Raw genomic sequence first — 26,258 nt, forward strand, 5'->3', positions numbered from 1 at the left:
TCGTCTAGGACGTGATCGTGGCACGCTCTCGCTCCGTCGTCGTCACCTGCAGGTCTCGCTCGAGCGCCGCGATCGCCTCTTCGGGGTCGGTCTCGGAGTCGAAGACCCGGTCGAACCCGAGTGCTTCGAACGTCGCACGGGTCTCCTCGAAGTCGTCCTGGCCGACCGCGAGGTTGCCGCCGATGTAGGTGATCGCGTCGATGCCGTAGGAGTCGAGGACGTCGTGAAAGCCCTGACAGTCCTGCTCGGCGTGACCGTAGAGCGAGGAGACCAGTACAGCCTCGGCGTCGTGTGCTACTGCGGCCTCGGCGAACTCCTCCTGGGAGGTCTGGACACCGAGGTTCACGACGTCGAAGCCGGCTGCACTGAACGCTTGCTCGAGGATCGTGATTCCGACGACGTGCGCGTCGGAGCCGATCACACCGAGAACGACCGTTCTGGGCATTGTATGATCGACCATGAGGAATAGGGACTTAACTCTAATGGTTTTTCATGATAATACTCCTTATACAGCCTTCCACTCTCTCAGTGAGGGATGGTTTCACACCTCGAGTGGTACGTGTGAACATCATCATGATCTATCGTAAAGGTTTTTGAGGCGGTCCATACATCGAGAGGCTATGGGAGCGCTCTCTACCTTACGCGTCCTCGATCTGACGCAGGTGCTCGCCGGACCGTACTGCACGATGTTGCTCGCGGACATGGGCGCAGACGTCGTAAAGATCGAGCGACCTGGCGGCGACTTCATCCGCCCGAACCCACCGTTCGCCGACGATCCCGACGAGGAAGCCTACGGCGGCTACTTCCAGAGCGTCAATCGCGGCAAACGCAGCATCGAGCTCGACCTCGGCGACGACGAGGATCGCGAGGCCTTTCTCTCGCTGGTCGAGAAGGCGGACGTCGTCGTCGAGAACTACCGCGCGGGCACGATGGAGAAGTTCGACCTCGGCTATGAGACGCTGCGTGAGCACAATCCCGAACTGATCTACTCCTCGATTCGCGGCTTCGGCGACCCACGGACCGGCGAGACCCACCGACAGGGCCAGCCGTCCTACGACCTTATCGCCCAGGCGCTCGGTGGCGTCATGGAGATCACGGGCCAGGCAGACGGCCCACCGACGAAAGTCGGCCCCGGCATCGGTGACCTGTTCACCGCGACGTTGAACTGCATCGGCATCCTGAGCGCGGTCTACTACCGCGAACAGACCGGCGAGGGACAGTACGTCGACACGGCGCTGTACGACTCGATGATCAGCATGACCGAGCGCGCGATCTACCAGCAGTCGTACACGGGCGAAGCGCCGACCCGGCAGGGCAACTCCCACCCGACGCTCTTTCCGTTCGACGCCTTCGAGGCCGCCGACGGCCACGTCGTCATCGCCGGCTTCGGGACGAACCACTGGACCGCGCTCTGTGAGGAGATCGGCCGACCAGACCTCGCCGAGGAGTACCCCGACCGCGAGAGTCGCCTCGCACACCGCGAGAACCTCCGCGAGGAGATCGGCGCGTGGACCGCCGAGCGAACCGCCGCAGAGATCTGTGACGCGCTCGAGGGTCAGGTCCCGGTCGCCCCCGTCCAGAACACCGAGGACATCTTCGATGATCCGCACGTCCACGACCGCGAGATGATCGTCCCGGTCGAACAGCCGGGCGCCGACCGCGAGGTCGAGATCGCCGGCAATCCGATCAAGATGACGGAGACGCCCCCGCGCGTGCGAGGTCGGGCGCCGCTGCTCGGCGAACACCAGGATGAGGTCCTCGAGGAGGCGACCGCGGACGCCGAGACGACGGCGGACGACTGACTCCGGACGCGCCGGCCGAATCCGCGGAGAAGGTAACGTTTTTGCGCCGGCCACTCCCTTCTCGTGGTATGGACTGGCCACACGATCCCGACGGCGAGGAGGGGAGCGAGGGCAAGCGCAAGTACGATATGGCGATCATCGCCAAGAAGGTCGACGAGGAAGAGGACTTCCCGCTTTCCCGGGACGAGTTCGTCGCCGAGTACGGCGACGACCCGATTCGGGTCAATCACCAGAAGGTCGTCGCGCTGAGCGATATCTTCGCCTACGTCGAGGAAGCGGAGTTCGAGACGATCGTCGACATGCACAAAGCGGTCGGCGCGGCGATGCGCGAGGGTGAGTTCTGGGACTACCACCCGGTCGGACCGGACCCCGAGAAGAAGCCGGCGTGAGCCCTCGGGCGTCACGCCCTCATCACGAATCTGGATTACGTATCACTTATACGAAGCGGGCCGAAACGCTCGAGTACCGTGACGAACACGCAGGTTACGCTCGTTCAGATCGACAACTACGGCCCGTGGACGGTAACGCCCCAGCCACGACGCGAGGCCGACCTCCAGACACTCCAGTCGCGGCTGTACGCCGACATCTCTCAGTTCGTCGGTAACCGCGACGGCTACACCTTCTTCACCCGATTCGACAACATCATCGCCGTGACCAACGGCCTCGACATGGCGGACCACGCGCTGCTCCAGGAGTCAGTCGGCAACCGCTACCCCGTGACGCTCAGCCTCGGCGTCGCGACCGGGACGACCCCCGTCCAGGCGCTTTCCGACGCCACCGCGCTCGTACAGGACGCCGGCAGCGCACAGGACAAACACCGACGGGAAGTCCTCGATGGCCGCGTCGTCGAGGCTCCCCACCGCACCGACGAGGACGTCACGATCGCTCACTTCGACGTCGTCAACGCGACCGGGACGTACACCGACGAACTCAACGCCTTCGATACGTTCATCGAGATCGAACAGGGCTACGCCGCACTCATGAAGTACATGCGCCAGGCCCACGACAGCCTCTCGTTTTTCGTCGGCGGCGACAACGTCATCGCCGTCTGTCCTGACCTCGGTCGCGCGGCGTACGAGGACGCCATCGCCCACGTCGAGGAGACGGTCGACGTAAAACTCCAGGTGGGCGCTGGACACGGCGAGACCGCCCACGTCGCCGGAATGGCCGCCAAGCACGCGCTCGAGACCTGCCGCGCGGACGGCTCGCGAGTAGAGCTCGCATAGTCGTCCCGTTCGTCGATCGGAACGAACGATGCCGGCAGCCGTCTGCACAGAAATCGTACCTTCGTCGGCCGATTTGAAAAGCCTGCCGGGGGTAGCTTTTAGACCGTCCCTGCGAATTATTCACACATGGAATCGGAACTGTCGGTCAGGGACGTCTTGACGAAAGCGTACGTGGCAGCGAGCGAGTCCGACACGGTCCTCGACGCCGTTCAACTGATGCGTGCAGAACGCGTCGGCTGCGTGCTGGTCGTTCGCGGCTCGGACGTCGTCGGGATCGTCACCGAGTGGGACGTCCTCGGACTCGTCGAGAACGGGCTGGACGCCGACGAAACGACCCTCGAGGAACTCATGTCCGCACCCGCCCTGACGATCGACGCCGATCGGTCGCTCGGAGACGCCGCCAACACGATGACGCGAGAGAACGTCCGCAACCTGGTCGTCGAGGACGACGACGGCCTCCTGGGCGTGATCACCCAGCGTGACGTGATCGCCGCCGCCGGCTCGTTCGGAGCGGTGGCCGCGGCGTCGGCCGATGAGCCGGCGGTCGGGACGCACTCGAGTCCCGAAACTGACGCCGAACTGCTCCCCAACGGCGGCGACGAGTACACGACCCAGAGCGTCTGTGAGGCCTGTGGCTCGCTCGCCGACTCGCTCTGGGAGTCGAACGGACAGCTCCTCTGCTCGGACTGCCGAGCCGTCTGAACGACGCCGATTCCTTCTCATCGTGTGCCCGCCGGCCTATCTCCATCAGCGTCACTGGGGACGCGGTCAGGATCCGGCGTACTCCCGCCCGAGCGACTCGCTTCCCTCGGCGACGTCGAGCAACGTAACCCAGGTGTTGAGCGCCGCCCGGAGGGCGGTCACGTCCCGCGCGTCGATCGCGAGCGTCACCGTCTTGCCGTCCCGCTCGATCGTCGTCCGCGAGCGCTCGTCGTCGATCTCGCCGACCTCTCTCGCAACGCTGTCGGCGACGACGCGCGCGGTCGTCTCGTCGTCGTAGACGAACTCGAGCGTCGCGTCGTGGAAAAACACGGACTCCGGCTAGTTGGCGTCGACTTCCTTTACGTCCCGGCTGCGCTCTTTCAGGAGCACGCGGTGTCCGCAGTAGGGACAGCGGACGCCGCCGTACTCGTCCAGTTCGACGTCGCGCTTACAGCGGGAACACTTGTAGCTCATGGTCGGTGGGGTTACTCGTCTTCGCCGAGAGCGGCGCGGATCGAGCGGCGCACGGTCGCGCCCGCGGGCGTCTCGGGGCGGTAGGCGCCGCCGGTGAAGAGTTCGCCCGTCTCCTCGTTGCGCCAGATACCGGTGCCGACGCGTTTGACGTCGTCGCCGTCGACCTGGGCGTTGTGCATGTCCGCTTCGATCTCCGAGACGCGTCGTCGCGAGACGCGGCCGTAGCGTGCGCCAAAGCGGCCAGCGCTCCCGACCGTTCGCTTTCCTTGCTTGGCCATAGTACCGCTACGTAACCGAAGCGACCGTAAAAAGCTGTTGAGTTTCGTCCGTCGACCGCCGCCCACACCGCCGGTTCCAGCGGCCGACTACTCCTCGCGGAGCTCCTTCACTTTCTGGATGTTCCACGCGAAGCCGCGCCCGTCCTCGGTGGGCGTCTCGAGGGCGAACGGTAGCGCGCGCAGGTCGGGGTGGTTGACGATCGCGCGCATCCCATCCTCGCCGATGTAGCCCTCGCCGATGTGGGCGTGTTCGTCCTTGTGGGTGCCGACGTCGTGTTTCGAGTCGTTTAAGTGGATGTACTCGAGGTACTCGAGGCCGACTTCGTCGTCGAACCGGGAAACCGTCTCGTCGACGGCCTCGGGCGTGGTGAGGTCGTTGCCCGCGACGAGCGTGTGGGCGGTGTCGATGCAGATGCCGATGTCGGTCTCGGTCCGGTCGATAATTCCCGCGAGTTCCGAGAACTCCCCGCCGAGTTTGGTCCCGCTGCCGGCGTCGGACTCGATGAGCAGCCGCACACCCTCGGGGACGTCGAGTTCGTCGATCGCGCTCGCGGCGTTGTCGAGGCCGCCGTCGACGCCCGCGCCGGTGTGCGCGCCGAGGTGGGTGTTGACGTACGGAATCCCGAGCCGGTCGGCGGCGTCGAGTTCGGCCTGCAGCGAGGCGAGTGACTTCTCCCGGAGGTCGTCTTTCGGCGTACAGAGGTTGACCAGGTAGGCCGAGTGGATCACCCACGGTCCCTCGAGGTATTCGTCAGACTCCTCGCGGAAGCCCTCGGCTTCCTCGGTCTCGATGTCGCGGGTCGCCCAGACCTGCGGCGAGGTGGTGAAGATCTGTCCGCAGTTGCCGCCGAAGGCCACCTGGCGGTGAACGGCGTTGCGGATGTCGTCGTACGGCGGCGTCTCCGTGTCGGAGGAGACCCGCGAGCCGGAGATCGAAACGTGTGCGCCGACTTTCATGGGCCGGTGTCAGTGCCGAGCGATGAAAGGTACTTCGAACCAATCCGGCGATCGCGTGCCGGCACGAACTGGCGTCTCGACGGGCTATCCGTCGACCTCGAGCACCGTCGCCGCCGCCTCGCGAACCGGCTCGAGGACGTCTTCGGGCGCGTAGACACCGAGGCGCCAGATCTCGCGGGCGCAGGCGTCGAGCCCCGCGACGAGCGAGGATCGGTCTTCGAGTCGCTGCAGTTCCCCGTCGACGACCACTCTGGCCCGTGATTCGGGGGCGCTGGGATCGCCCGGACTGTCGAGGATCACGGTTTCGGGTGAAACGTCAGCGAGCTCGGCGATCTCGCGCTCGAGTGTCCGCGTGCGGTCGTAGTCGAGTCCCCTGAAACGCGTGGGGACGTCCTCCCGTCGCACCCACAGCGCCCGTTTGTACAGGGTCCGCTCCCGGATCCGGGTCGCCAGTTCCGCCGTCCGCTCGTACTCGGTCAGCGTCGCCAGCAGTTCGGCGTCGGTCAGGCGCGCGAACCGTTCGGGGTCGACGACGCCGTCGGCGAGCAGCCGTTCGCTCGCCCTGTCGAGCATCGACCCTGCGATCCGGGAGACGTGGTGGCGGTAGACCGTCGCGTTCATCAGCGTCCGGGCGATCAGGGCGCTCTCGGCCGTCGCCACGTTGCCGGCCTCGAGCGCGAGTTCGCCGTCGACGATCTCGAGGGAGTACAGCAGCCGCGCGTGGTCGATCGTGCCGTACGGGACGCCGGTGTGGTGGGCGTCCCGCACGAGGTAGTCCATCCGGTCGACGTCGAGCGAGCCGGCGACGAGTTCGCCCAGGGGCCCGCGGCCGTCGACCGTCGCCGCGACGGCCTCGGGGTCGAGACCGTGGTCTTCGAGGACGGCCCCGAGGTCGGTCTCCTCGAGCAGCCAGCCGATCTCGTCGTGGTGGCGACCGAGGTGGCGTTCGATGGCCGCCTCGGTCTGGTGGCCGAACGGGCCGTGACCGACGTCGTGGACGAGTGCGGCCGCCCGGAGCCGGCGCGCGAGCTCGTCGTCGATCGGCAACCGCTCGACGGCCTCGTCGGCGAGGTGATAGACGCCCAGACTGTGCTCGAACCGGGTGTGGTTCGCAGACGGGTAGACGAACTGGACCGTACTCAGCTGGCGGACGTACCGGAGCCGTTGCATCGGCGCGGTGTCCAAAAGCGCCTCCGCGGTGGGCTCGAGTTCGATGTAGTCGTGGACGCTGTCCTTGATCGTCGTCATGGCGTCTACACTCTCGGGCGGGCCCTTAGCCGCGGTGGTCCCGGGTGCGGCCACGGCGCCGCCGTCACAGGACTTCGCGATCGATCTGGCGGTAGGTCTCCTCGAGCGAGCCGGAGTTGTCGATCACGACGTGGTCGCGTTCGATCGGCTCGAACGCTCGTTTGAGCTGCAGGTGTTGTTCGAATTCGGCGTCACTGATGGTCTCGGTGCGGTTCTCGAGGCGTTCCCGGACGACGTCGACGTCACAGGTCACGTGGACGTACACCACGGCGGCGTCGACCTCACTCGCGAGCGCGGCCGCTCGGTCGCGAAACCGTTTCGAGCGGAACGTCGCGTCGAGGACGACGTCCGCGCCGGCCTCGAGTTCGGATCGCGCACAGGCGAGTAGCTCCTCGTAGGTCGCGACGGTCTCTTCGTCGGTGTACTCCGGGTCGGGGAACAGCCGTTTGCGCACCTGGTCGCTGCGGTACCGTTCGGTGGACAACTGTTCTGCGGTGTAGGCGGACGCGGCGGACTTCCCCACGCCTGGCAGCCCACAGTAGACGATCAGCGTTGGGCGATTCACGGTCGTTCGTGTACGGGAACCTACTAAATCGAACCGATTTCGTGACAGCGTACGGCCGTCACGAGAAGCGTGGCCGGAAACGGTGGCCGGTCGTTACCGGACGAACGACTCTGCCATCCGCTTTGGGAACCCGAGGACGAGTTCGCGGATGCTCCGTTTTTCCTCGTCCGACCGGAGCCGGGCACGCAGCCGCTGACTGAACAGTTCGACGAGGAAGATGAGCACGAAGATGACGAACAGCGTCGCCATCATGTTGCTGAACTGCCGGAGGTTCTCCTGGGCGGCGACGACCGCCCCGAGCCCGCCGGCACCGATGACGCCGACGGTCACGGCCGACCGGACGTTGATCTCGAAGATGTAGAGCGTCCAGGCGATGAACGAGGTCCGCACCTGGCTCAACATCCCGAAGAAGACGATCTGGGACTTGCCCGCGCCGGTCGTCTGCATGGCTTCGATCGGCCCCTCCTCGAGTTCCTCGAGATCTTCGACGAACAGTCGGCCGAGGTTTCCGATCGTGTTCAACGCGATCGCGAGCGTGGCTGCGGCCGCACCGAGGCCCACCAGCGCGACGAAGATGAGCGCCCAGATGATCGCCGGAATCGCCCGGATGAACGACATGACCGCCCGGAAGACGAAGTTGATCGGGAACGGCGTCACCCGTTCGGAGCCGAGGATGCTGAACAGCAACGCGAGCGGGAAGCCCAGGATGGTCCCGACCAGCCCCATCGCGAGGGTCGTCCCGGCTTCGCCGAAGATCGTGAACATCCCGAGTTCCTCGAAGAAAAACGCGTAGACGTCGCCGAGGTACGGCGGGAACTGGAAGAGCAGCTCGCCGACTTCGGGATCGTACACCAGGTCGTTGTTCACGATGAACTCCCAGTAGGTGCCGACGTCGAGGAACGGGACCCCGTACTGGTCCGTCGTCGGGAAGTAATCATCCATCCTGTCGGAGAAGTGATTCCAGGTGAACCGCGTCCGCTCGCTGAAAAACTCCGTCGCAGCGAGCCCCTGCAGGGTGACGAACGCCAGCCCGGCGACGAGTGCGACCCAGCCGACCGCCCGGCGGCGACGGGTTCGACGGATGTTCTCGAACTGTTCGTTTACGCTCGCGCTCGCGGACTCGAGCCGTCGAGCGTCGTCGACGCCGCCGTCGGCGATCCGTTCCGTGTCAGTCTGGCGTTCGTCGCGTGAATCGCTCACAGTGTCGCCCCCGTTCCGCTATCGGAACGCTCGTGTGTCGGTTCCTGCGGTTCGTTTCCATCTGTGACGAACATCCCGTCAGTGTCGATCTCGCCGTAGATTTCGTCGATCACGTCGATAGTGAGGTCCTCACGATAGCCGTCGAAGACCTTCTGGCCGTCGTGGAGGCCGATGAACCGCTGGCCGTACTTTCGAGCGATGTTGACCTGATGCAGACTCGTAAACGTCGTCAGGTCCTGCTCGTTCGCTGCCCGCTGGAGGTATCCCATCACGTCCTGTGCACTGCCCGGATCGAGGCTCGCGACCGGTTCGTCGGCCAACAGCACCTCCGGCAGCTGGGTGAGCGCACGGGCGATCCCGACGCGCTGTTGTTGCCCACCGCTCATCCGTCGGGCTTTCTGCTCGGCTTCCTCCAGTAAGCCGACCGTGTCGAGCGCCTCGAGTGCACGCTGCTTTTCGGCGTCGTCCTGGAGCTGGAACACGCTCTCGACGAAGCCACTCCGGTTGATCCCGCCGGAAAGCGCGTTCGAGTAGGCCGTCATGTCGCCGATGATGTTGTGTTGCTGAAATATCATCGCCACTTCCGGCCGCGTCCTCGTCATCGGTTCACCATCGATCAACACCTGCCCATCTGTCGGTTCGGTGAGGGCGGCCATACACCGCAAGAGCGTCGATTTCCCCGAGCCGGAGACGCCGAGAATAATGACGAACTCCCCTGCCGGGACGTCGAACGAGACGTTATCGAGGGCGACAGTATCGCCGTAGGTTTTCCTGAGATTGTCGACGACAATTTTACTCATCTATTAGTGTTGGTTTGCAGTCGCTTCGTTCGGACAGTTCTAGATCTCGTCGAAAGCGATGCCGAGGTCCTCGGCGAACTGCCGAACCGGGTCGTAGTCTTCGTGGTCCGCCGCGGCAACGCCGCTGAACCAGAGCGTGTGGTCGTCGAACTCCTGCCAGTCTGCTTCCTGACTCTCGTCCAGATCGTAGTCGTCGGTGTCGAGGGTCCCCTCGTTGTACTCCTCGAGCATGTCGTCGGGGAGATCGAGATTGAGCGCGTCGGCCAGGTCGAACGCGTCGTGCTCGAAATCCGACGAATCGGCGTCACGCATGAACTCCTCGATGTCGTACCGGAGATCCTCTTCCCAGGCGGCGTTGACGACGATCGGCGCCCGCGGGATCGGTGGCGAGGTCTCCAGCAGTCGCAGCTCTGGCTCGCGCGATCCGGCGCGGTCGACCTCCGGGGAGATCTCGTAGAGGTCCGGGAACTCCGCTTCGATCTGCTCGTAGGGGACGTGCGGGACGGACGCGAACTCGCCGGCGCCCGCCGCCGCGATGGTGTCGTCGTTGATGAGCTCTTCGATGGCGCGGTCGTGTGCGACGCCGCTTCGCCATTCGAAGTCTTCGGCACCCCCGCCCTGGGCTGCGTTGCCGATGTCGAGTCCGTGCTCCTTGAGCATCCACAGCGGGGCCATCCCGCCCGAGACCGACCCAATGTCGGCCGTGGCGATCACTTCGCCTTCGAGCTCCGAGACCTCGGTGATCCCGCTGTCGGCCGTCGTCACGAGCGTCCCGAAGTAGCGTTCCGCACCGAACGCTTCCCGCATCCCGACGACGTCGATCTCCTCGGGGCCGAGCTGTGGGACCGCACCCGGCGACGTGTCGGCGAAGACCCTGTCCCCCTCGCTGGCACGGTCGAGCTGTTCCATCGTCCCGGAGTAACTCTGCGTCGGGACCCCCTCGATTTCGACGTCGAACTCGTCTTCGATCAGCGAGAACAGCGGCTGGTACTGGATCTCGATGTCGATCGTGTCCTCTGCCGGATTCATCACCCAGGTGATGGTGTCTGCGTCATCGCTCTCACCACTACCGTTGCCGTCGTCGCCCCCTCCAAGACATCCTGCCAGCGCAATCGTCCCTACTGCACCGGTCTTGGCCAAAAATCTCCGTCGTGAACTGCTGCTATCTCGAGGCATCAGTTAACCGATAATAGGGCATGATCAAATAATTTCTGATTGATGGATATGTATCCCTGTCCCTGGGTACGGTTCAGTATGGACTCGTATGGACTCTTGGTGAGACGGACCCGGTATCCAGGTGCCGTTTCGATGGAAACCGTGGCACGCCTCGTCGGCAGGCTGGACCGAGCGTTCACCACAGCTCGAGTGCCCGCGCCCGGCGGAGGAACTGCTCCTCGGCGGTGACGGCCCCCTCGAGCTCGTCGTGTCCACACTCGAGCCGTGGTCCGTCGTGTTCACACTCGAGCCGTGGTCCGTCGTGTTCACACTCGAGCCGTGGTCCGTCGTGTTCACACTCGAGCCGTGGTCCGTCGTGTTCACACTCGAGCCGTGGTCCGTCGTGTTCACACTCGAGCCGTGGTCCGTCGTGTTCACACTCGAGCCGTGGTCCGTCGTGTTCACACTCGAGTTCCGGCTCGCTACGACGAACCGGAAAGAGAATCGACAGTTCGTACCGGGCAATTTCGGCGTCGGCGGCGTCGACCAGCCGTTCGTCTTCGACCGTGGGCTCGAGGTCGAACGCCTCGCAGACGGCCGCCTGGAACCGCTTTTCGGCGTGAGTGTACCCCGGGAGCGATCGCTTGACCGGTGCGGGAACGTCCGAGACGTACGCCTCGCTCGCGTCGTGGAGTAGCCCCCACCGCTGGGCTGTGAGAGTCCCGTCGCGTGCTTCGACCTCGCGACTGACGTGTACCGCGTGGCGAGCGACGCTGTAAAATCGGACGCCATGGCCGGCGAATCGGCTGCAGTTCGAGAGCGCGTGTGCGACGTCCCCGAGGTCGATCCGCTCGGGGTCCGGATCGAGCGGCGTGATCCGTTCGCCCGAGCGTGTGTCGATGGCGCCGTGGCCGCCGGTAGTCGCCGCGAGCAGTTCCTGGAGTCGACCTGCGACGGTTTCGAACTGGATCCGCTGGAGCTCGTCGCCCCCGCGAACGGCTCGCTTCAGCGTCGCTACTTCGGTCTCGAGCGCTTCGACTTGCTCGAGGAGCCGGGACGAGTCGGTGTCGCCACCGGCGTCGGTTCGGTCAGCCATACTGACTGTCAGCGAACGCGATGGCAAGGACGTTTCCCTCAGCGGCGCGCTCGTGAACGGGGTGTCGGCCCTGGACGGAGCCGACGCGACGGGCGCGTGTGACGACACGCCGGCGTCATCGGTTCGAGGCCTCGTCGAGCACCTCTCGATCCCGAACCCACGCGTCGGTCCCGTACTTGCGCGCTGCGAGGTCGCGGGCGGCCTCGAGTTCGTCCTCGCGCCAGGTCCCTGATTCGGCACCGCACCAGTCGGCCAGCGCGTCGCCGACGTGCTCGACGGCGTCGGCGCGGTCGAGCCCCGACTCGTCACGGATGCTCGTCACCCGGTCAGTGAACGTGTCGGTCCCGAGGCCGTGGTCGGCGAAGACGCCGAGGTGACGTTCTGGCTCGCGGTCGTAGCTGAGCGAGCCGTGCTGGATGACGACGTCGCGCTGGCGATACTGGGCGTTGCCGCTGAGCTTGCGCGTCGAGTCGTCGTCGGCCGGCACCACGACGTCGTGGGCCGGGTGGATATCCCGAAGGTAACACGAGGGCTGGTGGATCGACGGCTGTTTCTCGTCGGCGAAGCGGGCGTCGACGCCCATTCGGGAGAAGGCCTCGAGGATCGGCTCGCAGAACAGCGCGTAACAGTCCATCAGGTCGCCAGGGACCTCCGCGGCGGGCGCGACGATCGTGTAGGAGATGTCGGCGTACCGATCGTGGTAGATCCCGCCGCCGCCGGTCTGTCGGCGGGTGACGTCGATCCCTTCGCGATCGCAGAAGTCCCAGTCGACGGAGTCGGCCGCCTGACGGTAGCCCAGCGAGAGCGTGCTCGGCTCCCAGTCGTAGACCCGGACCGTTCGCACGCCGTCTTCGAGTGCCGTTTCCCCGGCGACTTCCTCGAGTGCCATCTGGATCGCTCCGTCGCGTGGCTCGTCACGAATCAGCCGCCACTCGCGGTCTCCGAGGTCGGTCATGCCCGAAAGGTTGCGGGCGAGGGGGAAAGCGATTGCGACGGTCGCTGGCGGTCGCCGGTCGCCGTTCCGCCGCCCGTGTGCCCGACTCGGCGGCGATTCGACCCCGTCGCGTCTAATATTTCCGCAACCAATTTCCAGACGCCATCGTTATGGGCATTGGGTCGCTAGTGTTCGAAAATGACTTCCTTCAGAACACTTCTCAGGCTCTCACCGGCGAATATCTCGGCTGCGTACTTCGTCTTCGGCATCGTGTGGATTCCGAGCACCGACTTGCTGCTGGTTCGCCTGTTCGGCCCAGAACACGCACCGACGCTCGTGGGGGTGTTCAAAGGGTGGATCTTCATCGGACTGTCGACGATACTGATCTACAGCGTCTCACGTCTCCACCGCCAGCAGATGGAGTCCATCCAGGAGACGCTAGAGACGGCGAATCAGCAACTGCAGGTGTTACACCGCGTCTTCCGCCACAACATTCGAAACGACCTCAACGTGATCCACGGCTACGCCGAGATCGCCTCGGAACGGACGACAGAGCGGACGGCACAGCTGCACTTAGAAACCGTCAGCCAGACCGCCGAACGAATCATCGACATCAGCGAGAAACTGAAGGTGATCGAGAAAGTCGACCCGACTCGATCGACCGACGGCACCGTCGACCTCGTTCCCATCGTCGAGGACGAACTGGAACGCATCCGGTCGACGTTTCCCGAGGTGTCGATTACGGCCGACCTGCCGGAGCAGGCGTGGATCGAGGCGGACGATTCGATCCGGTACGCGATCCAGGAAGTACTCGAGAACGCAGTCGAGCACAACGACGACGCGCCCGGCCTGTCGGTCTCCGTCGATCGAACGAACGGGAACGTCCGGCTGCAGGTGACAGACGACGGGCCGGGTATTCCACCCGACGAACTCCAGTCACTCCAGACGGGCGAGGAGACGGCACTCGTCCACGCGAGCAGCGTCGGCCTCTGGCTCGTCACGTGGATGTGCCGTCTTCACGATGGCTACGTCCAGTTCGAGACCGAATCCGCCAGCGGAACCACCGTTTCGTTTCACTTCCAAACGGGCTCACAGGCCGCCCTGATGGAGACGCAATCGCACGTGACGAAACGGCTCGATTCCATCGCGAACTAGAACTTGGCCACGGGTCGACGACTGCGTGAAACCGACCGATCGCCACCGGGGTTACCCAGCGACTGGGTGTGGGACGCCGCCCGTCCGACGTCACTCGTGGCCGTCACCGTCCGAAGCGTCCGGTTCCGGTTCGCTTTTCGGGTTCGCCCCGGAAGAGGTGGTATGGACGAACGGGCCGCGCTGGCGCTCCTCGAGCGGGAACTCGGACCGGCCGGCGACGACGCCGCCGTCGTCGACGGGCTGGTGCTGACGACGGACATGCTCCACGAGACGACGGACTTTCCCGACGGCACGACCCGGTACACGGCGGGCTGGCGGGCCGTCGGCGCGTCGCTCTCGGACGTGGCGGCGATGGGTGCCGAGGCGACCGCCGCCGTCGCCGTCTACGCCGACACCGCGTTCGACGCCGAGGAGCTGCTCGCGTTCGTTCGCGGCGCGCGCGACATCTGTGAGCGCGTCGGCGCGGCCTACGTCGGCGGCGACCTCGACGAACACCGGGAGTTCACCGTCGTCACCACGGCGCTCGGACGGACCGACGATCCCGTCCCCCGGAGCGGTGCGCGGCCGGGTGACGTCCTCTGTGTCACCGGCACGCTCGGACGCAGCGCGGCCGCCCTCGAGCTGTTCGACCGCGGCGCACTCGAGCGCGCGAACGAGCTGTTTCGCTTCGAGCCGCGCGTCGAGGCCGGGCTCGCGCTCGCTCCGCACGCCACGGCGATGATGGACTCGAGCGACGGGCTCGCCCGCTCGCTGCACCAGCTGGCCGAGGCGTCCGACTGTGGCTTCGCCGTCGACCCGAGTCGGGTCCCGATCGACGAGACCGTTCGGGAACTCGCCGACGACGAGACGGCCCTCGAGCTCGCGACGACCTTCGGCGAGGACTTCGAACTCGTCTGTACGCTCCCGCCGGGGTCGCTCGAGGCGGCTCGCGAAGGGGCCGACGTTCCGCTCTCGGTCGTCGGCGAGGTCGTCGAGGAGGGCGTGACGATGGACGGCGAGCCGCTGGCCGACGAGGGGTACACCCACGGCTAGGCTCCGGGAACGTCCGCTGGTCGGCAGTTAGTTATACGTCGAGTGCGTAGGTACAACCCAGAATGGTGAGTAGTACGACAGAGCCGGAAATCGTACGCGTCTCGCAGAAGGGGCAGGCGACGATTCCGAAGCCCCTTCGGGAGAAGTTCGGGATCGACACGCCTGGCGAGGTGTTCGTCTACGAGGAAGACGAGCGTATCGTCATCGAGCCCGTCCCGTCGCTCGAGGAACTCGGCGGGATCCACGCCAGTGAGGATCACGACCGGGGCGAGGTGCTCGAAACGGTCCGGGAGCTAAAACGTGAGGAACGCGAGGCTGCTGACGAACGCGCCGGTCGGCTTCGGCCGTCAGGAACCAAGGGCGAATGACCGACCGGTACGTGTTCGACGCCGAGGCGATCGTCGCGTACCTCTACGACGAGCCCGGTCGCGACGTCGTCGAGGGATTCCTCGTGGACGTCCGGAACGGCGCCGTCGAGGGGTTGCTCGCCGAGACCAACGCCGCCGAGGTGTTTTACCTCGTGGCGCGCTTCGAGGGTGTCGACGACGAGCCGACCGCCGACTCCCTTCGGACCGCCGATCGGGACGTCCGAGCGCTCGAGCGGTGGGGACTTCGCATCGAACGGGCCGACTGGCTGCTCGCTGCCGAGGTGAAAGCTGACGGTCACGTCTCGTTGGCGGACGCACATGCCGTCTCGCTCGCCCACGAGAACGACGCGACACTCGTCGCCGGGGCCGACGACGACTTCGACGCGCTCCCGGTCGACGTCGACGTGGTTCGGTTCCGGGACGAAGGCGTCTAGCACTCACCGATTCAGGGACGGACGTCGCAATCAGGGCGCGAACCGCGAGACCATCGTCCGGAGGTGCTCCCTCGAGAAGAAGGAACTCGGCCGATCCATGTGGACGCCGATCTCGCCCGAGAGCGCCCGCAGGCCGACCCGCTGGATCGGTTCGGGGAGCGAGTAGGCCCGTCGGATCTGGTGGCCGAGTTCGATGTCCCGTTTCAGATCCGTTCGCCAGGCGTGTTCGTAAGCGGCGAGCGTCGTCGGCCGATCGGGATCGATCTCGCGGGCGGCGTGGTCGGCGCTCGTCATCCCGTAGAGGATGCCGCCGCCGGTGAACGGCTTGGTCTGGGCGGCGGCGTCGCCGATCAGAAAGCCCCGGCGGGTGGTGACGCGGTCGGGCGGACCGATGGGGATCGCGCCCGAACACCGGTGGGAGACGTCGACCTCGTAGCCGTCGATCAGCTCCTCGAAGTGGCGGTTGACCTCGACGCCCGGCGGCGCGGCCAGGCCGTACTCGACGCCCGCCTCGCCGCGGGGGATGCGCCACGCGAAAAAGCGCGGCGGGGTGAGGTGGACGTCCACGAAGTCCTCGTGATCGGGCTCCTCGGCGAAGGCGAGCACGCCGTGGAGCAACTCGGCCGGTTCGGGCAGCGAGAGGGCGTCGCGTACTCGGGAGCGCGGCCCGTCACAGCCCGCGATCATCTTCGCTTCGTGCACCTCGCTCCCGTTGGGCCCCTTCGCCGTCACCTCGACGTGGTCGGCGTACTCCGTGATCGCGGTGACGGTGTGGCCGTCCCTGACGTCCGCCCCCGCCTCGCTGGCGAGCTCTGCGAGGTGGCGGTCGAGGCCCACGCGGTCGATGACGTTCGAGACGACCTCGCGTTTGTAGAACGGGTACGCCCGACTTCCAGGTCCACGGACGTGAAATCGCGCCCCGTAGATCTCGTTCTGTAAGAGCGTCGCTCGAGCGTCCGCGCCGGCGAACGACCAGACGTCGGTGCTGACGTGGCCCGAACAGGCCAGCGGCTCGCCGATTCGCCCCTTCTCGAGTGCGAGGACGTCGTACCCCTCTTCGGCAGCTCGCCGGGCGAATCGCGCCCCCGGCGGACCGACGCCCACGACGACGAAATCGTACATACCCGTCACGTCTCCGCCGGGGGTAAAGAGTCTCTCGAGTGTTCCGGCCGTCATCCAGGGCTTTTAGCGGCCGTCACCCAGGGCTTTTATGCCGGCGGCGACCACTCGGTATCCAGCCATGGCTGACGAACCGAACCCGGAGGCCGACACCCTCTCGCCGCCGGAGGCGTTCGCCCTCGTCGGCGACGAGGTGCGAACGGCGGTGCTCCGGATCCTCCTCGAGCGATACGAGCACCAGCCGCTGTCGTTCTCCGAGCTGTACGAGGCGGCCGACGTCGACGACAGCGGGCGGTTCAACTACCACCTGCAACGACTCGTCGGTCACTTCCTCGAGCGGACGGACGAGGGCTACCGGCTCCGAGATCCGGGTCGAAAGCTCGCACACGCTATCCTCGCCGGAACCTACACCGATTCCCCTTCGATCTCCCGAACCGACGCGCCCGGGACGTGTTATGCGTGCGGGGAGACAGCGCTGGTGGCGTCCTACGGGGACGAACGCTTTGCGATCGAGTGTGCGGCCTGCGGAGAGGACGTGCTGACCGTCTCCTTTCCCCCGGCCGGGGTGACGAGCCGACCGCCCGAGGCTGCGATCGAGGCGTTCGACCGGTGGTCGACCAGACAGGCGGCGCTCGTCGCCGACGGTATCTGTCCGGCGTGTGCGGGCGCGATGGACGCCTCCGTGACGTTCGAGCCGCCGGACTCGCTGGCCGTCGACGTCCTCCCGAAGTTTCGCTGTCGGGTCTGTTCGTACGTCGGCCACGTCTCGTTCGGCTCGGTCGCCATCCACCGCGAGGACGTCCTGTCGGTGCTCCATCGACACGGCTGGGAGCGCGACCGGGTCTACTGGTCGATCGAACACTGCGTGACCGACGCGCACACGACGGTCGAGTCGACGGACCCGGTCCGGATCAGCGAAGCGTTCCCGCTCGAGGAGGCCACCGTCTCGGTCACCTTCGACGAGGACGTCGGGGTGGTCGACGTGGCGGAACGTCCCGAGGAGTGACCGGCCTGGCACCTCGAGCGTCGGCACGGGGAACCGAACGGCTTACGCCGGACCGGCCGATAGCCGCGTGCATGAAAGCCGTAGTCGCCGCGGAGGGGCTTCGAAAGACGTACGGCGACACCGTGGCGCTCGCCGGCGTCTCGCTGTCGGTCGACCAGGGCGAGGTGTTCGGGCTCATCGGCCCCAACGGGGCCGGGAAGACGACGCTCGTTCGGTCGCTCACCGGAACGGTCGAGCCGGATGCGGGAACGGCCCGGGTGCTCGAGGACCGACCGTCGGCCGTCGACCGGGACCGCCTCGGCGTCCTCCCCCAGAACTTCGCGCCGCCGGCGCGTCTCACTGCCCGCGAACTGCTCACCTACTACGCCGGCCTCTACGAGGACGCACGCGACCCCGAGACCGTCCTCGCGGACGTGGGGCTCGCCGACAGCGGGGATACCTGGTACGAGGAGCTCTCCGGCGGCCAGCAGCGCCGGGTCTGCGTCGGCTCCGCGCTCGTCAACGACCCCGACGTGCTCTTTCTCGACGAGCCGACGACCGGCATCGACCCCGCCGGCCGACGAACCGTCTGGCGGCTGATCGAGGCGCTCGCCGAGGCCGGCACGACGGTCTTTCTCACCACCCACGACATGGCCGAGGCCGAGCGCTTAGCCGACCGCGTCGGGCTGCTCGCCGCCGGCGAGCTCGTCGCCCTTGGGACGCCCGCGGCGCTCGTCGCCGACCACGGCGGGCCCAGCCGGCTCACCGTCGAGACGGACGCCGACCCCGCCGTCTTCGACGACCTCGAGTACGCCACCACGCCGACTCCCGACGGCGTCGTCGTGCGCGCCGTCCCGCCCGCGGAGATCGGCTCGGTGGTCGCCTACCTCGAGGACCGCAACGTCACCTACACCGGGCTGTCGTGGGCCGAACCCGACTTAGAGGACGTCTACCTCGAGCTGGCCGACGACGCGGAACTCGAGCGAACGCGCCGGCAGGCGGGACGCCAGCTCGCCGCCACCGGAGGTGACCGATGAGCCGATACGCACGCATTCGTGCCGAGGCGCGGGCGGACTGGTCGTCGTTCCTCCGGCGGCGGACGGCCGTCTTCTTCACGTTCTTTTTCCCCATCATCCTGATCGTCATCTTCGGCGCACTCGTACGGACCGACCCGACCGGCGAGGGGCTGTTCGCCGAGCCGCCGGGCTACTACGTCCCCGGCTACCTCGCGACCGTCGTGCTCTTCACGCCGCTCTCCCGGCTGGGGAGCGAGGTGGCCCGCCACCGCGAGGGAAGTCGCTTCGAGAAACTGGCGACCACGCCGCTGTCGAAGACCGAGTGGCTGTTCGCCCAGACCGTCGTCAACACGGCGATCATCGGCATCGCGAGCCTGCTCATCCTGGTGCTCGTCCTCGCGCTGACGGGCGCCGAGATGGTCTTCTCGCCACTTTTGGTTGCCTACGTCGTCGTCGGCTCCGTCTGCTTCTGTGGCTTCGGCGCCATGCTCGGCAGCTACACCGACTCCCGGGACGGCGCCGTCGCCGCCAGCAACACCATCGCCCTCCCGCTGCTCTTTCTCTCCGAGACGTTCGTCACGCTCGAGCAACTACCCGGCTGGTTCGCCCCGCTGGTGAACCTCTCGCCACTGACCTACTTCGCCCGCGGCGTGCGGGCGGCGACCTACCCCGGCGCGGAGACGCCAGCGATCGCGGGCGTCGATCCCGCGATTGCGAACCTGTTGATCCTCGCTGCGGTGGCCGTCGTCGCGTTCGCCTTCGGCGCGCGGTCGATCCCCCACACCGACTGATCGTCGGCGTCGGATCTTCGGTGGTCGCTTCGCTCCCACGTCGTCGCTCGCAGGGGACGTCCACGCTTCTCCCGAGCCGGGGGAACGATACATTGTCCTCGAGGCCGAACCCGGATTCGAATGTCCGCCAACGATGACCACGACGGTGACGGGGAGACGGCCGACTCGAGGTCCGACGAGCGGAGCTCCCTGACCGACGGGCCCGACGTGACGGCGGTTTCGAAACCCAGCGACGCCTTCCAGGCACTCGGGAACGAGGTCCGAATGGGCGTCCTCGAGACGATGCTCGAGCGCCACGACGCCGGCGAGCCGCGGGCGACGTTCTCCGAACTGTTCGCGGCGTCGGACGTGGAGACCACCGCGGGCTTTTCCTACCATCTCGAGCAACTCGTCGGCCCGTACCTCCGGAAGACCGACGACGGCTACGCGTTCACCTACGCCGGGCTGACGCTCGCGCGGGCGATCGCGGCCGGCGCCTACACCCGTCGGGTCGACCACGACGGCGTCGCCCTCGAGGAGCGATGTCCGTTCTGCGACGCCGAGGCGCTCGAGGCGCGCTCGAACGACAACGTCGTCAGCGTCGGTTGTCGGGACTGCGGACGGACGCTGTTGCGTCTCGGCTTTCCGCCGTCGGGGCTCGAGGCCCACGGCGACCGCTTCCTCGAAGCGTTCGACCGCCACCACCGTCACCGGCTGGCGCTCATGCGCGACGGCGTCTGTCCGGAGTGCAGCGGCGACGTCGTCGCCCGCGCGACCGCGCCGGCCGAGCCGGTGGCCGACGCGCTCCCCGACTCGCTGGCCGACCACGTCCAGGCGTCGTTCGAGTGTCAGCGATGCGGGTACGACCTGCGCTGTCCAATCACCCTCTCGCTGCTCGAGTACCCCGCCGTCGTTTCCTTTTACCACGACCACGGCGAGGCGATTCGCGACCGTCGCATCTGGAACGTCGGCCACGAGTGGGCCGAAACGGTGCTGTCGGAGGACCCGCTCTGCGTCCGCGTCGTGACCGAACTCGACGGGGGGGCGCTCGCGCTGTACGTCGACGCCGCGCTGCGCGTACTCGAGGTCCAGCGAACGAACGGCTCACCGTCGTCCGGTTTCGACTCGGCGACTCCTGCATCGAGATCGGCCGACCGAACGCCGTGAACCGGGCGTCAGCGTGTTTTATTGCGCTAGCATGCATTGTCTTACCATGGCGCGCGATATCGCTCCTTCACGAACCGACGAACCGATCGCCGACGTCGCGTATCTCGCGCGGTCCGACCACCGGGTTCCGACGCTCGTCGCGATGACGGACCGTCCGCGAAGCCGGTCCGAACTCTGTGAGCTGACCGGCGTCTCGTCGTCGACGATCCGACGAACGCTCAGGGAGTTCGAGGCCCGCAACTGGATCCGCAAGGACGGCTACCGGTACGAGGCGACGCGACTGGGAGAGGTCATCGCGTTGGGGATGGAGGAGCTGATCGAACGGGTGGAAACCGAACGGAAGCTACGCGACGTCTGGCACTGGTTGCCGGACGCGGTGACCGAGTTCACGATCGACACGTGGTCGGCGATGACCGTCACCGTCGCCGAACCCGACGCACCGTACCGTCCGGTGAACCGGTTCGAGTCGCTCCTCCGGACGACGACCGAGTTCCGGTTTCTCCGTCCCGAGGTCGCGTTGATGGAGCCCTGTCTGGGCGTTCTCTGTCGGCTGATCGAGGGCGGCACAGAGATCACGCTGATCGACCGGCCGAGCTGTCACACGTACTTCTTTTCGACGTATCCAGAGCGAAGCTCCGAGATGGTGGCCCAGGAGAACTTCACCGTGCTCGAGCACGACGACCTCCCGCCGTACGGCATTGGGCTCCTCGACGACCGGGTCGCCATCAGCTGTTACGAGCGCGACAGCGGGACAGTCCAGGCGGTGATCGACACCGACGCCCCGGCGGTCCGTGACTGGGCAGCGGCGGTGTACGCGTCGTTCGAAGCCGAGGCCCGACCGCCTACGTCCGAACCGCTCCCCGAGTGACGCCCGCTCACCGCGAGCGCGACGCTCTCGCCGGCCCACGACGGTCGTCGGCCTCCTCGAAGCCCGACCTGCCGCGGCCGCGGGCCGGACTCCGCGCTCGTGCCGACAGGAGCCCGACCACCAGTCCCGAGACGGTTCCGCTCAGCATCACCAGCGCGCTGCGCTTCGAAATGTGCCCTCGAAGGCCCGCGTGGGCCACCATGACCGTGTCCAGGGCGTCGACCACGAGCGCCACGCGGTCCCAGTCGCGTCGCTTCGACGCCGTCAGCTGGCCGATTCCGAGGCCGACCGCCCGGATACAGGCGTAGCGAAGGGCGACCGCGTTCGATCCGTCGGCGGACAGTCCGTACCAGCGCCCGAGCAGTCGGGGAGACAGGATGCCGATCGTGCCGAACACCACGCGAACCCACGGCAACAGTCGTGATACGTCGGCGACCGAGACGGGCGCGTTCGTCGACCGCACTCGAGTCGATTCGGCCATACGGTGCTCCTCGAGGACCGTTCACGAGAACCTCCGTGGGACATACGCAGGGTGATTATAGGCTGAAACTGGAACCCGTCCCCGTGACGGCTCGCCGGCGAGTGCCACCCCGTCAGCTCGCGGCCTCGAGCGCGTCGTCGATCGTCGCCGTCGAGAGTCGGTCGACCGCTGGCGGGGCCACGGAGACGGTACAGACGTCGAGGTCGGCCGCCGACAAGGGTTCGTCAGTCGATGCCGCGAGCGCCTCGAGCGCGACGTGAACGCCCCGATCGGCGTCGATCGACGCCGAGCCGTCACGTCCGCCGGCGAGTCGGTCCTCGAGGACTCGGCGCAGGTCGGCCGAGGACTCGCCGATCGCGCCGGCTCGCCAGCCGGTGGCCGTACCGCTCGGATCGACCTCGTAGAGCCCCGGCCGACCGGGGTCGTCGGGCTGGATGCCGTCGACGCCAGCGACGAGCAACGCCGTGCCGAACGGTCGGGAGCCGCCGGTCTGGGTGTGCTCCTGGACGTGGTCCGCCACGGCCGTCGCGAGCGAACTGGCGGTGATCGGTTCGCCGTAGCGTAATCGGTGGCGCTGGCTCGTCTCTCGAGCGAGGTCGACGAGCGTCCGGGCGTCGGCGGCGTGGCCCGCGGAGGCGACCGCGAGCCCCTCGTCGATCCGGTGGATCTTCTCGACGCTCGTCGGCTCGAGCAGCGGCGATCGAACCCGCTTTCGGGCAGCGAGAACGACCCCGTCGGCGGTCCGGACGCCGACGCTCGGCGAGCCGCGGGCGACGGCCTCACGGGCGTACTCGACCTGGTAGAGCCGTCCGTCCGGCGAGAAGATCGTCTGCCCGCGGTCGTAGGCCTGCTGGCGCGTGCGATCCATCGTCAGTACACCCCCTCGTCGTCCGTTCGCTCCTGCGTTCCTCCCCGGTTCGGTCCGTCGGTCGCCGCCTCGAGCGGCGGGCCGGCCTCGAGGTCGTCGAACCGCTCCAGGTCGATCCCGTCGGCGGTGATCGTCGCGATCGTCAGCCCGTCGCCGCTCGCGGTGTCGCGCGCCGCCGCGCTCCGGACGGTCGTCGCCGCGACGGTGCGAAGGGTCTCGACTGACGCCTCGGCGTCGTAGGCGTCCTCGAGGACGCCGTAGGCGAGTTGCATCCCGCTGCCGCTCGCGGCGTACTCCGTTCGCAACACGCCTCCGCCGAGATCGACGTCGTAGACGGCCGGTTCCGTATCGAACCCGGCGAGCACGGGGTCGAGCACTTGGTAGGGACCACCACGGAGGAGGTTGCCGGCGACCGTCGCCACCGTCTCGACCGGCATCGGCCCGCCGTGGTGAAGCTCGTACCGCTTCGCCTCGAGCCGCAACCGCCGGAGGAACGACTGGGCGTCACCCACGCTCCCGGAGAACGCGAGCGCCGTCCGGTCGTCGATCGGCTCGACCTTCTGCACCGAACGGTTCGTGACGAACCGTCCGGCCAGACTCGCCCGGGTGTCGGCGGCGAGGACGACCCCGTCGGCGCCAGTCAGCGCGAGAATCGTCGTCCCGGTCGTCACCGGCGTTCCGGTTTCGTCGGCGTCGGACCGCGCCGGGACGCGTCGCTGGTCGAATCGCGAGCCGCCCGTAGACGGTCGGCCTCGAGTCCGGTCGGTAGCCGTTCCCGTCGGACCACCCTCGGTCAAGTCGTCGTATCGGTGTCGCATCGACTGCTGAGAGGGCCTCCGGGGACGTATATGTTAGCTAAAATATATTTTAGCCGCGAGGGCGTACGAAGTCGATCGCATCCCAGCACGCGGTTCTCGGACGTATTGGCTGGTGACTATATCGGCTCCGTCTCGTGTAAGAACGTCTGGAATTCGACTGTCCGACCCTCGGGGTCCTCGGCGAAGAACTGGTAGATCTGGTACCGGTCGTTCTCGTGCGGGTCGTCGGTCGCGTACGCGGCCAGCGTCCCGTAGGCGTCGTCGACGTCGGCGCTCGTCTCGACCACGAACGTGAGAATTCCGTCGGTGTCGGCCTCCTCCCGGTCGCAAAAGCCGAACAGCAGGTTGTCGTATTGCAGGATCGTACAGTCGGGCTGCTCGAGCCAGACCGACGCGCCGACGTCGGTGCAGTAAAAGTCGACGACCTCCTCGAGCGCTTCCGTCGCGAAGAAGACGATTCCGGACATGCCCGAACGTGTGTCGCGTCGGCTCAAAAGGATTGACCTCGAAATCGACCTCGGTGGATTTATCGGCTTTCCTAAACGAACGAGCGGTATGCGCCGAGCGTCGCTTTCACTGGTCCTCGCTTTCCTCGTCGTCCTCGCCGGCTGTGGCGCTCCCGTCGCTGACTCGGCTGACGTCGACGAACCAGACGTGCGAGCCGACGGTGCGGCCGCCGACGCGGAGCCGACGGCTGATGGGAACTCTGAACAGGGCTCCGACGACGACCGCGACGAGCGAGCCGAGGACGAGGCAGACGAACTCGACGACTCGTCAGCCGGCCTCGAGGTTCGCGGCGGCGAGCTGCCGTTCGACGAGAACCGGACGTTCGAGCGGGTGCAGGAACTCCTCGAGGTCGAGCTACGGCCGCCCGTCGTCTACGTGCAGGAGCCCCTCGGGACGCCGCGCGGCGTCGAACGAAACCCCTCGAGTTTCTACGCCGTGATGAACGTCTCGCTGCCCGACCCGGACGACACGGGCGACGAGCTCGGCGTCGGCGGGGTCGCCAGCGCGATGAACGCCGTCTACGTGATGCCCGGCGACGACGCCGACCCCGCCGAGGTCGAGCGGGTGCTCGTCCACGAACTCGTTCACGCCGCCCAGTTCCAGCAGCGAGTTCCACAGGCGTTCCACGACAGCGTGCCGTCCGCTCACCAGGGGACGACCGACGCCGACCTCGCCTCCGTCAGCGTGATGGAAGCCGGGGCCGTCTACGGATCGACGGCGTACACCGACGCGTACGACGCCGACGTCGAACCCGAAGGAGCGCTCCTCGAGCGCCTCTACCCGGACGCCTCGCCGGGGACGAAGCTGGTCTGGGGGCCGTACTACTACGGCTACCAGTACGTCGACGAACGCTACGACTCGCCGGCCGAGCACTGGGCACTGTACGAGGACCCACCGGTGACGATGCGAGCGGTCATGGCGGGCGACCGCGGTTCCGAGACCGAACTCGAGCCGTTCGGGGTTCGGCTTGCGGCCGGCGACACGAACTGGCGCCTCGCGGACACCGACACCAAGGGGGCGTTCGTCACGAAGCAGGTGCTCGGAACGGAGCTCGAGGCGGCCGAGAGCCGGGACGTGACGAGCGCCTGGGCGTACGACCGGCTCGTGCGCGCCAGCCACGACGACGTGGACCTCGATGGCTACGCCTGGTCGATCCGCTTCGAGACGGCCGAGGACGCCGAGGCGTTCGACGCCGCGGTGACCGACTACCTCGACTCGCGAGCGACGAGCGTCACTGTCGATGGCGAATCGATCGACGGCGACGTACCGGTCGCCGAGCGCGAGACCGCGACGTGGTACGCCGACGGCTACGCGTACGGCCTCTCGAGCGTCGACGACCGGACGGTCGCGATCCTCGCGGGCCCCGACGCGTTCGTCGAGTCGGCGGCGGTCGAGTCGGCCGGCCGGTCGGACGTCCGCGTCGTCGTCGACCCCGACCGGGACGAGCGCGCGTCGTCGGTCGCTGCGCCGGCCGTCGAACCCGACGGTCCCGTCCCGGCCGCCACCGCACCGCGAGGGGCCGCCCCGTGAGTGACCGTCGACGCGCCGCGGCCGGCTGTGGGATCGCCGCCGCCGTCATCACGCTCGGGTCGATCGCCCTCGCGACCTTCCTCGCCCTGCCGGAGACGTTCACCTGGTCCGAACGGGCGCTCTCTGACATGGGGCGGTACGGCGCGGAGACGTTCTGGCTGTTCAACGGCGGGCTGGTCGCCGGCGGCATGATCGGGCTCCCTTTCATCTGGCTCCTGTGGACGGCGGCGCGAAACGTACTCGAGCGAGTCGGAACCGCCCTTTTCGCGGCCGGGCTCGTTGGGATGGCCTTCGTCGGCGTCTTCTTCCTCGAGCACACCGAGTGGTACCTCGAGACCGACCTGCACGTTCCGGCGGCGGCGCTCACGTTCGGCTCGGTGCCGATCGCACAGCTGGTGCTCGGGGCGGGCGCGATCCGGGCTGGCGAGCGCAACTGGGGTCGACTCACGGTCCTGTTCGGGCTCGCACACGTGGTCGTGTGGGGTGGCTGGCTCTGGTATCTCACGTCGATCGCCACCCGGCCCATGGCGTGGTTCGCCGTTCCCGAGTTCCTCGCCGCGGCGCTCTTTGGAGGCTGGACGGTCCTGCGAGCGCGTCGAACCCTGTCCGCGGCCGAAAGTGGCACGCGTTCGCGGTAGAAGCCAGTACGGGCCGGATTTTGCGATTGCTGCCCACACAAACCTTAACTCGCGACCCTTCATAC

At 67.0% G+C, this 26,258-nt stretch carries 31 protein-coding genes and 1 pseudogene; 15 read left to right on the forward strand and 17 right to left on the reverse strand.

Features of this window, described 5'->3' with window-relative positions; translation table 11 throughout:
• Positions 1-4: 4 nt before the first annotated feature.
• Positions 5-460: a methylaspartate mutase subunit S gene (gene glmS, locus NMQ09_RS06710; protein WP_255193782.1), complete on the reverse strand. Its 456-nt coding sequence runs from the start codon at positions 458-460 to the stop codon at positions 5-7.
• A 160-nt stretch (positions 461-620) separates the two neighbouring features.
• Here glmS and mct point away from each other — a divergent pair, with 160 nt between their 5' ends.
• From mct to NMQ09_RS06730, 4 genes are all read left to right on the forward strand, one after another.
• Entirely contained in the window at positions 621-1,802 is a 1,182-nt protein-coding gene (mct, locus tag NMQ09_RS06715; RefSeq protein WP_255193784.1) for a succinyl-CoA:mesaconate CoA-transferase, read from the forward strand.
• Between the two features lie 68 nt (positions 1,803-1,870).
• Positions 1,871-2,191, forward strand: coding sequence for a DUF5785 family protein (locus tag NMQ09_RS06720; protein ID WP_255193786.1), 321 nt, complete (start codon positions 1,871-1,873; stop codon positions 2,189-2,191).
• Positions 2,192-2,269: 78 nt separating this feature from the next.
• Positions 2,270-3,028: a GTP cyclohydrolase III gene (locus NMQ09_RS06725; protein WP_255193788.1), complete on the forward strand. Its 759-nt coding sequence runs from the start codon at positions 2,270-2,272 to the stop codon at positions 3,026-3,028.
• A gap of 126 nt (positions 3,029-3,154) precedes the next feature.
• On the forward strand, positions 3,155-3,730 hold the full coding sequence (locus tag NMQ09_RS06730) for a CBS domain-containing protein (RefSeq protein ID WP_255193790.1): 576 nt from the start codon (positions 3,155-3,157) through the stop codon (positions 3,728-3,730).
• Positions 3,731-3,796: 66 nt separating this feature from the next.
• Here NMQ09_RS06730 and NMQ09_RS06735 read toward each other — a convergent pair whose 3' ends face one another.
• The 11 genes and pseudogenes from NMQ09_RS06735 to NMQ09_RS06785 form a co-directional block, all read right to left on the reverse strand.
• Positions 3,797-4,060, reverse strand: a complete 264-nt coding sequence (locus NMQ09_RS06735; protein WP_255193792.1) for a KEOPS complex subunit Pcc1 — start codon at positions 4,058-4,060, stop codon at positions 3,797-3,799.
• 9 nt (positions 4,061-4,069) lie between these two features.
• Entirely contained in the window at positions 4,070-4,204 is a 135-nt protein-coding gene (locus NMQ09_RS06740; protein WP_255193794.1) for a DNA-directed RNA polymerase subunit P, read from the reverse strand.
• A gap of 11 nt (positions 4,205-4,215) precedes the next feature.
• A complete protein-coding gene (locus NMQ09_RS06745; RefSeq protein ID WP_255193796.1) occupies positions 4,216-4,482 on the reverse strand; it encodes an eL43 family ribosomal protein in 267 nt (88 codons plus the stop codon).
• Between the two features lie 87 nt (positions 4,483-4,569).
• Positions 4,570-5,439 (reverse strand): deoxyribonuclease IV, encoded by an 870-nt coding sequence (locus NMQ09_RS06750; protein ID WP_255193798.1) that lies wholly within the window; start codon positions 5,437-5,439, stop codon positions 4,570-4,572.
• A gap of 84 nt (positions 5,440-5,523) precedes the next feature.
• Complete coding sequence (locus tag NMQ09_RS06755) at positions 5,524-6,687, reverse strand: HD domain-containing protein (RefSeq protein WP_255193800.1); 1,164 nt, start codon at positions 6,685-6,687, stop codon at positions 5,524-5,526.
• A gap of 64 nt (positions 6,688-6,751) precedes the next feature.
• Positions 6,752-7,252 carry a P-loop nucleotide/nucleoside kinase family protein gene (locus NMQ09_RS06760; RefSeq protein WP_255193802.1) on the reverse strand — a complete coding sequence of 167 codons (501 nt, stop codon included), beginning with the start codon at positions 7,250-7,252 and terminating at the stop codon, positions 6,752-6,754.
• A 93-nt stretch (positions 7,253-7,345) separates the two neighbouring features.
• Entirely contained in the window at positions 7,346-8,452 is a 1,107-nt protein-coding gene (gene phnE / locus NMQ09_RS06765; protein ID WP_255193803.1) for a phosphonate ABC transporter, permease protein PhnE, read from the reverse strand.
• Complete coding sequence (locus tag NMQ09_RS06770; RefSeq protein WP_255193805.1) at positions 8,449-9,252, reverse strand: phosphonate ABC transporter ATP-binding protein; 804 nt, start codon at positions 9,250-9,252, stop codon at positions 8,449-8,451. The genes phnE and NMQ09_RS06770 overlap by 4 nt, the downstream gene beginning before the upstream one ends.
• Positions 9,253-9,291: 39 nt before the next feature.
• Positions 9,292-10,281, reverse strand: a complete 990-nt coding sequence (locus tag NMQ09_RS06775) for a phosphate/phosphite/phosphonate ABC transporter substrate-binding protein (protein WP_255193807.1) — start codon at positions 10,279-10,281, stop codon at positions 9,292-9,294.
• 580 nt (positions 10,282-10,861) lie between these two features.
• A pseudogene (locus tag NMQ09_RS06780) lies at positions 10,862-11,503 on the reverse strand (hypothetical protein); the annotation flags it as partial.
• Positions 11,504-11,618: 115 nt separating this feature from the next.
• Positions 11,619-12,458: a lipoate--protein ligase family protein gene (locus NMQ09_RS06785; protein ID WP_255193809.1), complete on the reverse strand. Its 840-nt coding sequence runs from the start codon at positions 12,456-12,458 to the stop codon at positions 11,619-11,621.
• Between the two features lie 177 nt (positions 12,459-12,635).
• Here NMQ09_RS06785 and NMQ09_RS06790 point away from each other — a divergent pair, with 177 nt between their 5' ends.
• The 4 genes from NMQ09_RS06790 (at position 12,636) to NMQ09_RS06805 (ending at position 15,426) form a co-directional block, all read left to right on the forward strand.
• The gene (locus NMQ09_RS06790) at positions 12,636-13,592 is read left to right on the forward strand and encodes a sensor histidine kinase (protein ID WP_255193811.1); all 957 of its coding nucleotides are present in this window, start codon (positions 12,636-12,638) and stop codon (positions 13,590-13,592) included.
• 162 nt (positions 13,593-13,754) lie between these two features.
• Positions 13,755-14,624, forward strand: a complete 870-nt coding sequence (thiL, locus tag NMQ09_RS06795) for a thiamine-phosphate kinase (RefSeq protein ID WP_255193813.1) — start codon at positions 13,755-13,757, stop codon at positions 14,622-14,624.
• A gap of 62 nt (positions 14,625-14,686) precedes the next feature.
• A complete protein-coding gene (locus tag NMQ09_RS06800; RefSeq protein WP_255193815.1) occupies positions 14,687-14,992 on the forward strand; it encodes an AbrB/MazE/SpoVT family DNA-binding domain-containing protein in 306 nt (101 codons plus the stop codon).
• Positions 14,989-15,426: a PIN domain-containing protein gene (locus NMQ09_RS06805; protein ID WP_255193816.1), complete on the forward strand. Its 438-nt coding sequence runs from the start codon at positions 14,989-14,991 to the stop codon at positions 15,424-15,426. The genes NMQ09_RS06800 and NMQ09_RS06805 overlap by 4 nt, the downstream gene beginning before the upstream one ends.
• A gap of 30 nt (positions 15,427-15,456) precedes the next feature.
• Here the strand turns inward: NMQ09_RS06805 and NMQ09_RS06810 are convergent, their stop codons facing one another.
• On the reverse strand, positions 15,457-16,548 hold the full coding sequence (locus NMQ09_RS06810; protein WP_255193817.1) for a geranylgeranyl reductase family protein: 1,092 nt from the start codon (positions 16,546-16,548) through the stop codon (positions 15,457-15,459).
• A gap of 118 nt (positions 16,549-16,666) precedes the next feature.
• Between NMQ09_RS06810 and NMQ09_RS06815 the strand changes: the two genes are divergently transcribed.
• The 5 genes from NMQ09_RS06815 (at position 16,667) to NMQ09_RS06835 (ending at position 21,351) form a co-directional block, all read left to right on the forward strand.
• On the forward strand, positions 16,667-17,551 hold the full coding sequence (locus NMQ09_RS06815; protein WP_255193818.1) for a DUF7351 domain-containing protein: 885 nt from the start codon (positions 16,667-16,669) through the stop codon (positions 17,549-17,551).
• Positions 17,552-17,622: 71 nt separating this feature from the next.
• Positions 17,623-18,567: an ABC transporter ATP-binding protein gene (locus tag NMQ09_RS06820; protein ID WP_255193819.1), complete on the forward strand. Its 945-nt coding sequence runs from the start codon at positions 17,623-17,625 to the stop codon at positions 18,565-18,567.
• Positions 18,564-19,337 carry an ABC transporter permease gene (locus NMQ09_RS06825; protein ID WP_255193820.1) on the forward strand — a complete coding sequence of 258 codons (774 nt, stop codon included), beginning with the start codon at positions 18,564-18,566 and terminating at the stop codon, positions 19,335-19,337. Before NMQ09_RS06820 ends, NMQ09_RS06825 begins: the two co-directional genes overlap by 4 nt.
• Positions 19,338-19,457: 120 nt before the next feature.
• A complete protein-coding gene (locus tag NMQ09_RS06830; RefSeq protein WP_255193822.1) occupies positions 19,458-20,483 on the forward strand; it encodes a DUF7351 domain-containing protein in 1,026 nt (341 codons plus the stop codon).
• Between the two features lie 46 nt (positions 20,484-20,529).
• A complete protein-coding gene (locus tag NMQ09_RS06835) occupies positions 20,530-21,351 on the forward strand; it encodes a helix-turn-helix transcriptional regulator (RefSeq protein ID WP_255193824.1) in 822 nt (273 codons plus the stop codon).
• A gap of 7 nt (positions 21,352-21,358) precedes the next feature.
• Here the strand turns inward: NMQ09_RS06835 and NMQ09_RS06840 are convergent, their stop codons facing one another.
• The 4 genes from NMQ09_RS06840 to NMQ09_RS06855 form a co-directional block, all read right to left on the reverse strand.
• Positions 21,359-21,832 (reverse strand): hypothetical protein, encoded by a 474-nt coding sequence (locus NMQ09_RS06840; RefSeq protein ID WP_255193826.1) that lies wholly within the window; start codon positions 21,830-21,832, stop codon positions 21,359-21,361.
• A gap of 112 nt (positions 21,833-21,944) precedes the next feature.
• Entirely contained in the window at positions 21,945-22,700 is a 756-nt protein-coding gene (locus tag NMQ09_RS06845; RefSeq protein WP_255193828.1) for an archaeal proteasome endopeptidase complex subunit alpha, read from the reverse strand.
• 2 nt (positions 22,701-22,702) lie between these two features.
• Positions 22,703-23,518: a proteasome subunit alpha gene (locus NMQ09_RS06850; protein ID WP_255193830.1), complete on the reverse strand. Its 816-nt coding sequence runs from the start codon at positions 23,516-23,518 to the stop codon at positions 22,703-22,705.
• 116 nt (positions 23,519-23,634) lie between these two features.
• Positions 23,635-23,985, reverse strand: coding sequence for a VOC family protein (locus tag NMQ09_RS06855; protein ID WP_255193832.1), 351 nt, complete (start codon positions 23,983-23,985; stop codon positions 23,635-23,637).
• Positions 23,986-24,073: 88 nt separating this feature from the next.
• On the opposite strand from NMQ09_RS06855, the gene NMQ09_RS06860 reads away from it, so the two are divergent.
• Positions 24,074-25,555, forward strand: coding sequence for a hypothetical protein (locus NMQ09_RS06860; RefSeq protein WP_255193834.1), 1,482 nt, complete (start codon positions 24,074-24,076; stop codon positions 25,553-25,555).
• Positions 25,552-26,193, forward strand: a complete 642-nt coding sequence (locus NMQ09_RS06865; protein WP_255193837.1) for a DUF998 domain-containing protein — start codon at positions 25,552-25,554, stop codon at positions 26,191-26,193. The genes NMQ09_RS06860 and NMQ09_RS06865 overlap by 4 nt, the downstream gene beginning before the upstream one ends.
• Positions 26,194-26,258 lie beyond the last annotated feature (65 nt).

It is taken from the genome of Natronobeatus ordinarius (assembly GCF_024362485.1).
In the GTDB taxonomy this organism is placed as follows: domain Archaea; phylum Halobacteriota; class Halobacteria; order Halobacteriales; family Natrialbaceae; genus Natronobeatus; species Natronobeatus ordinarius.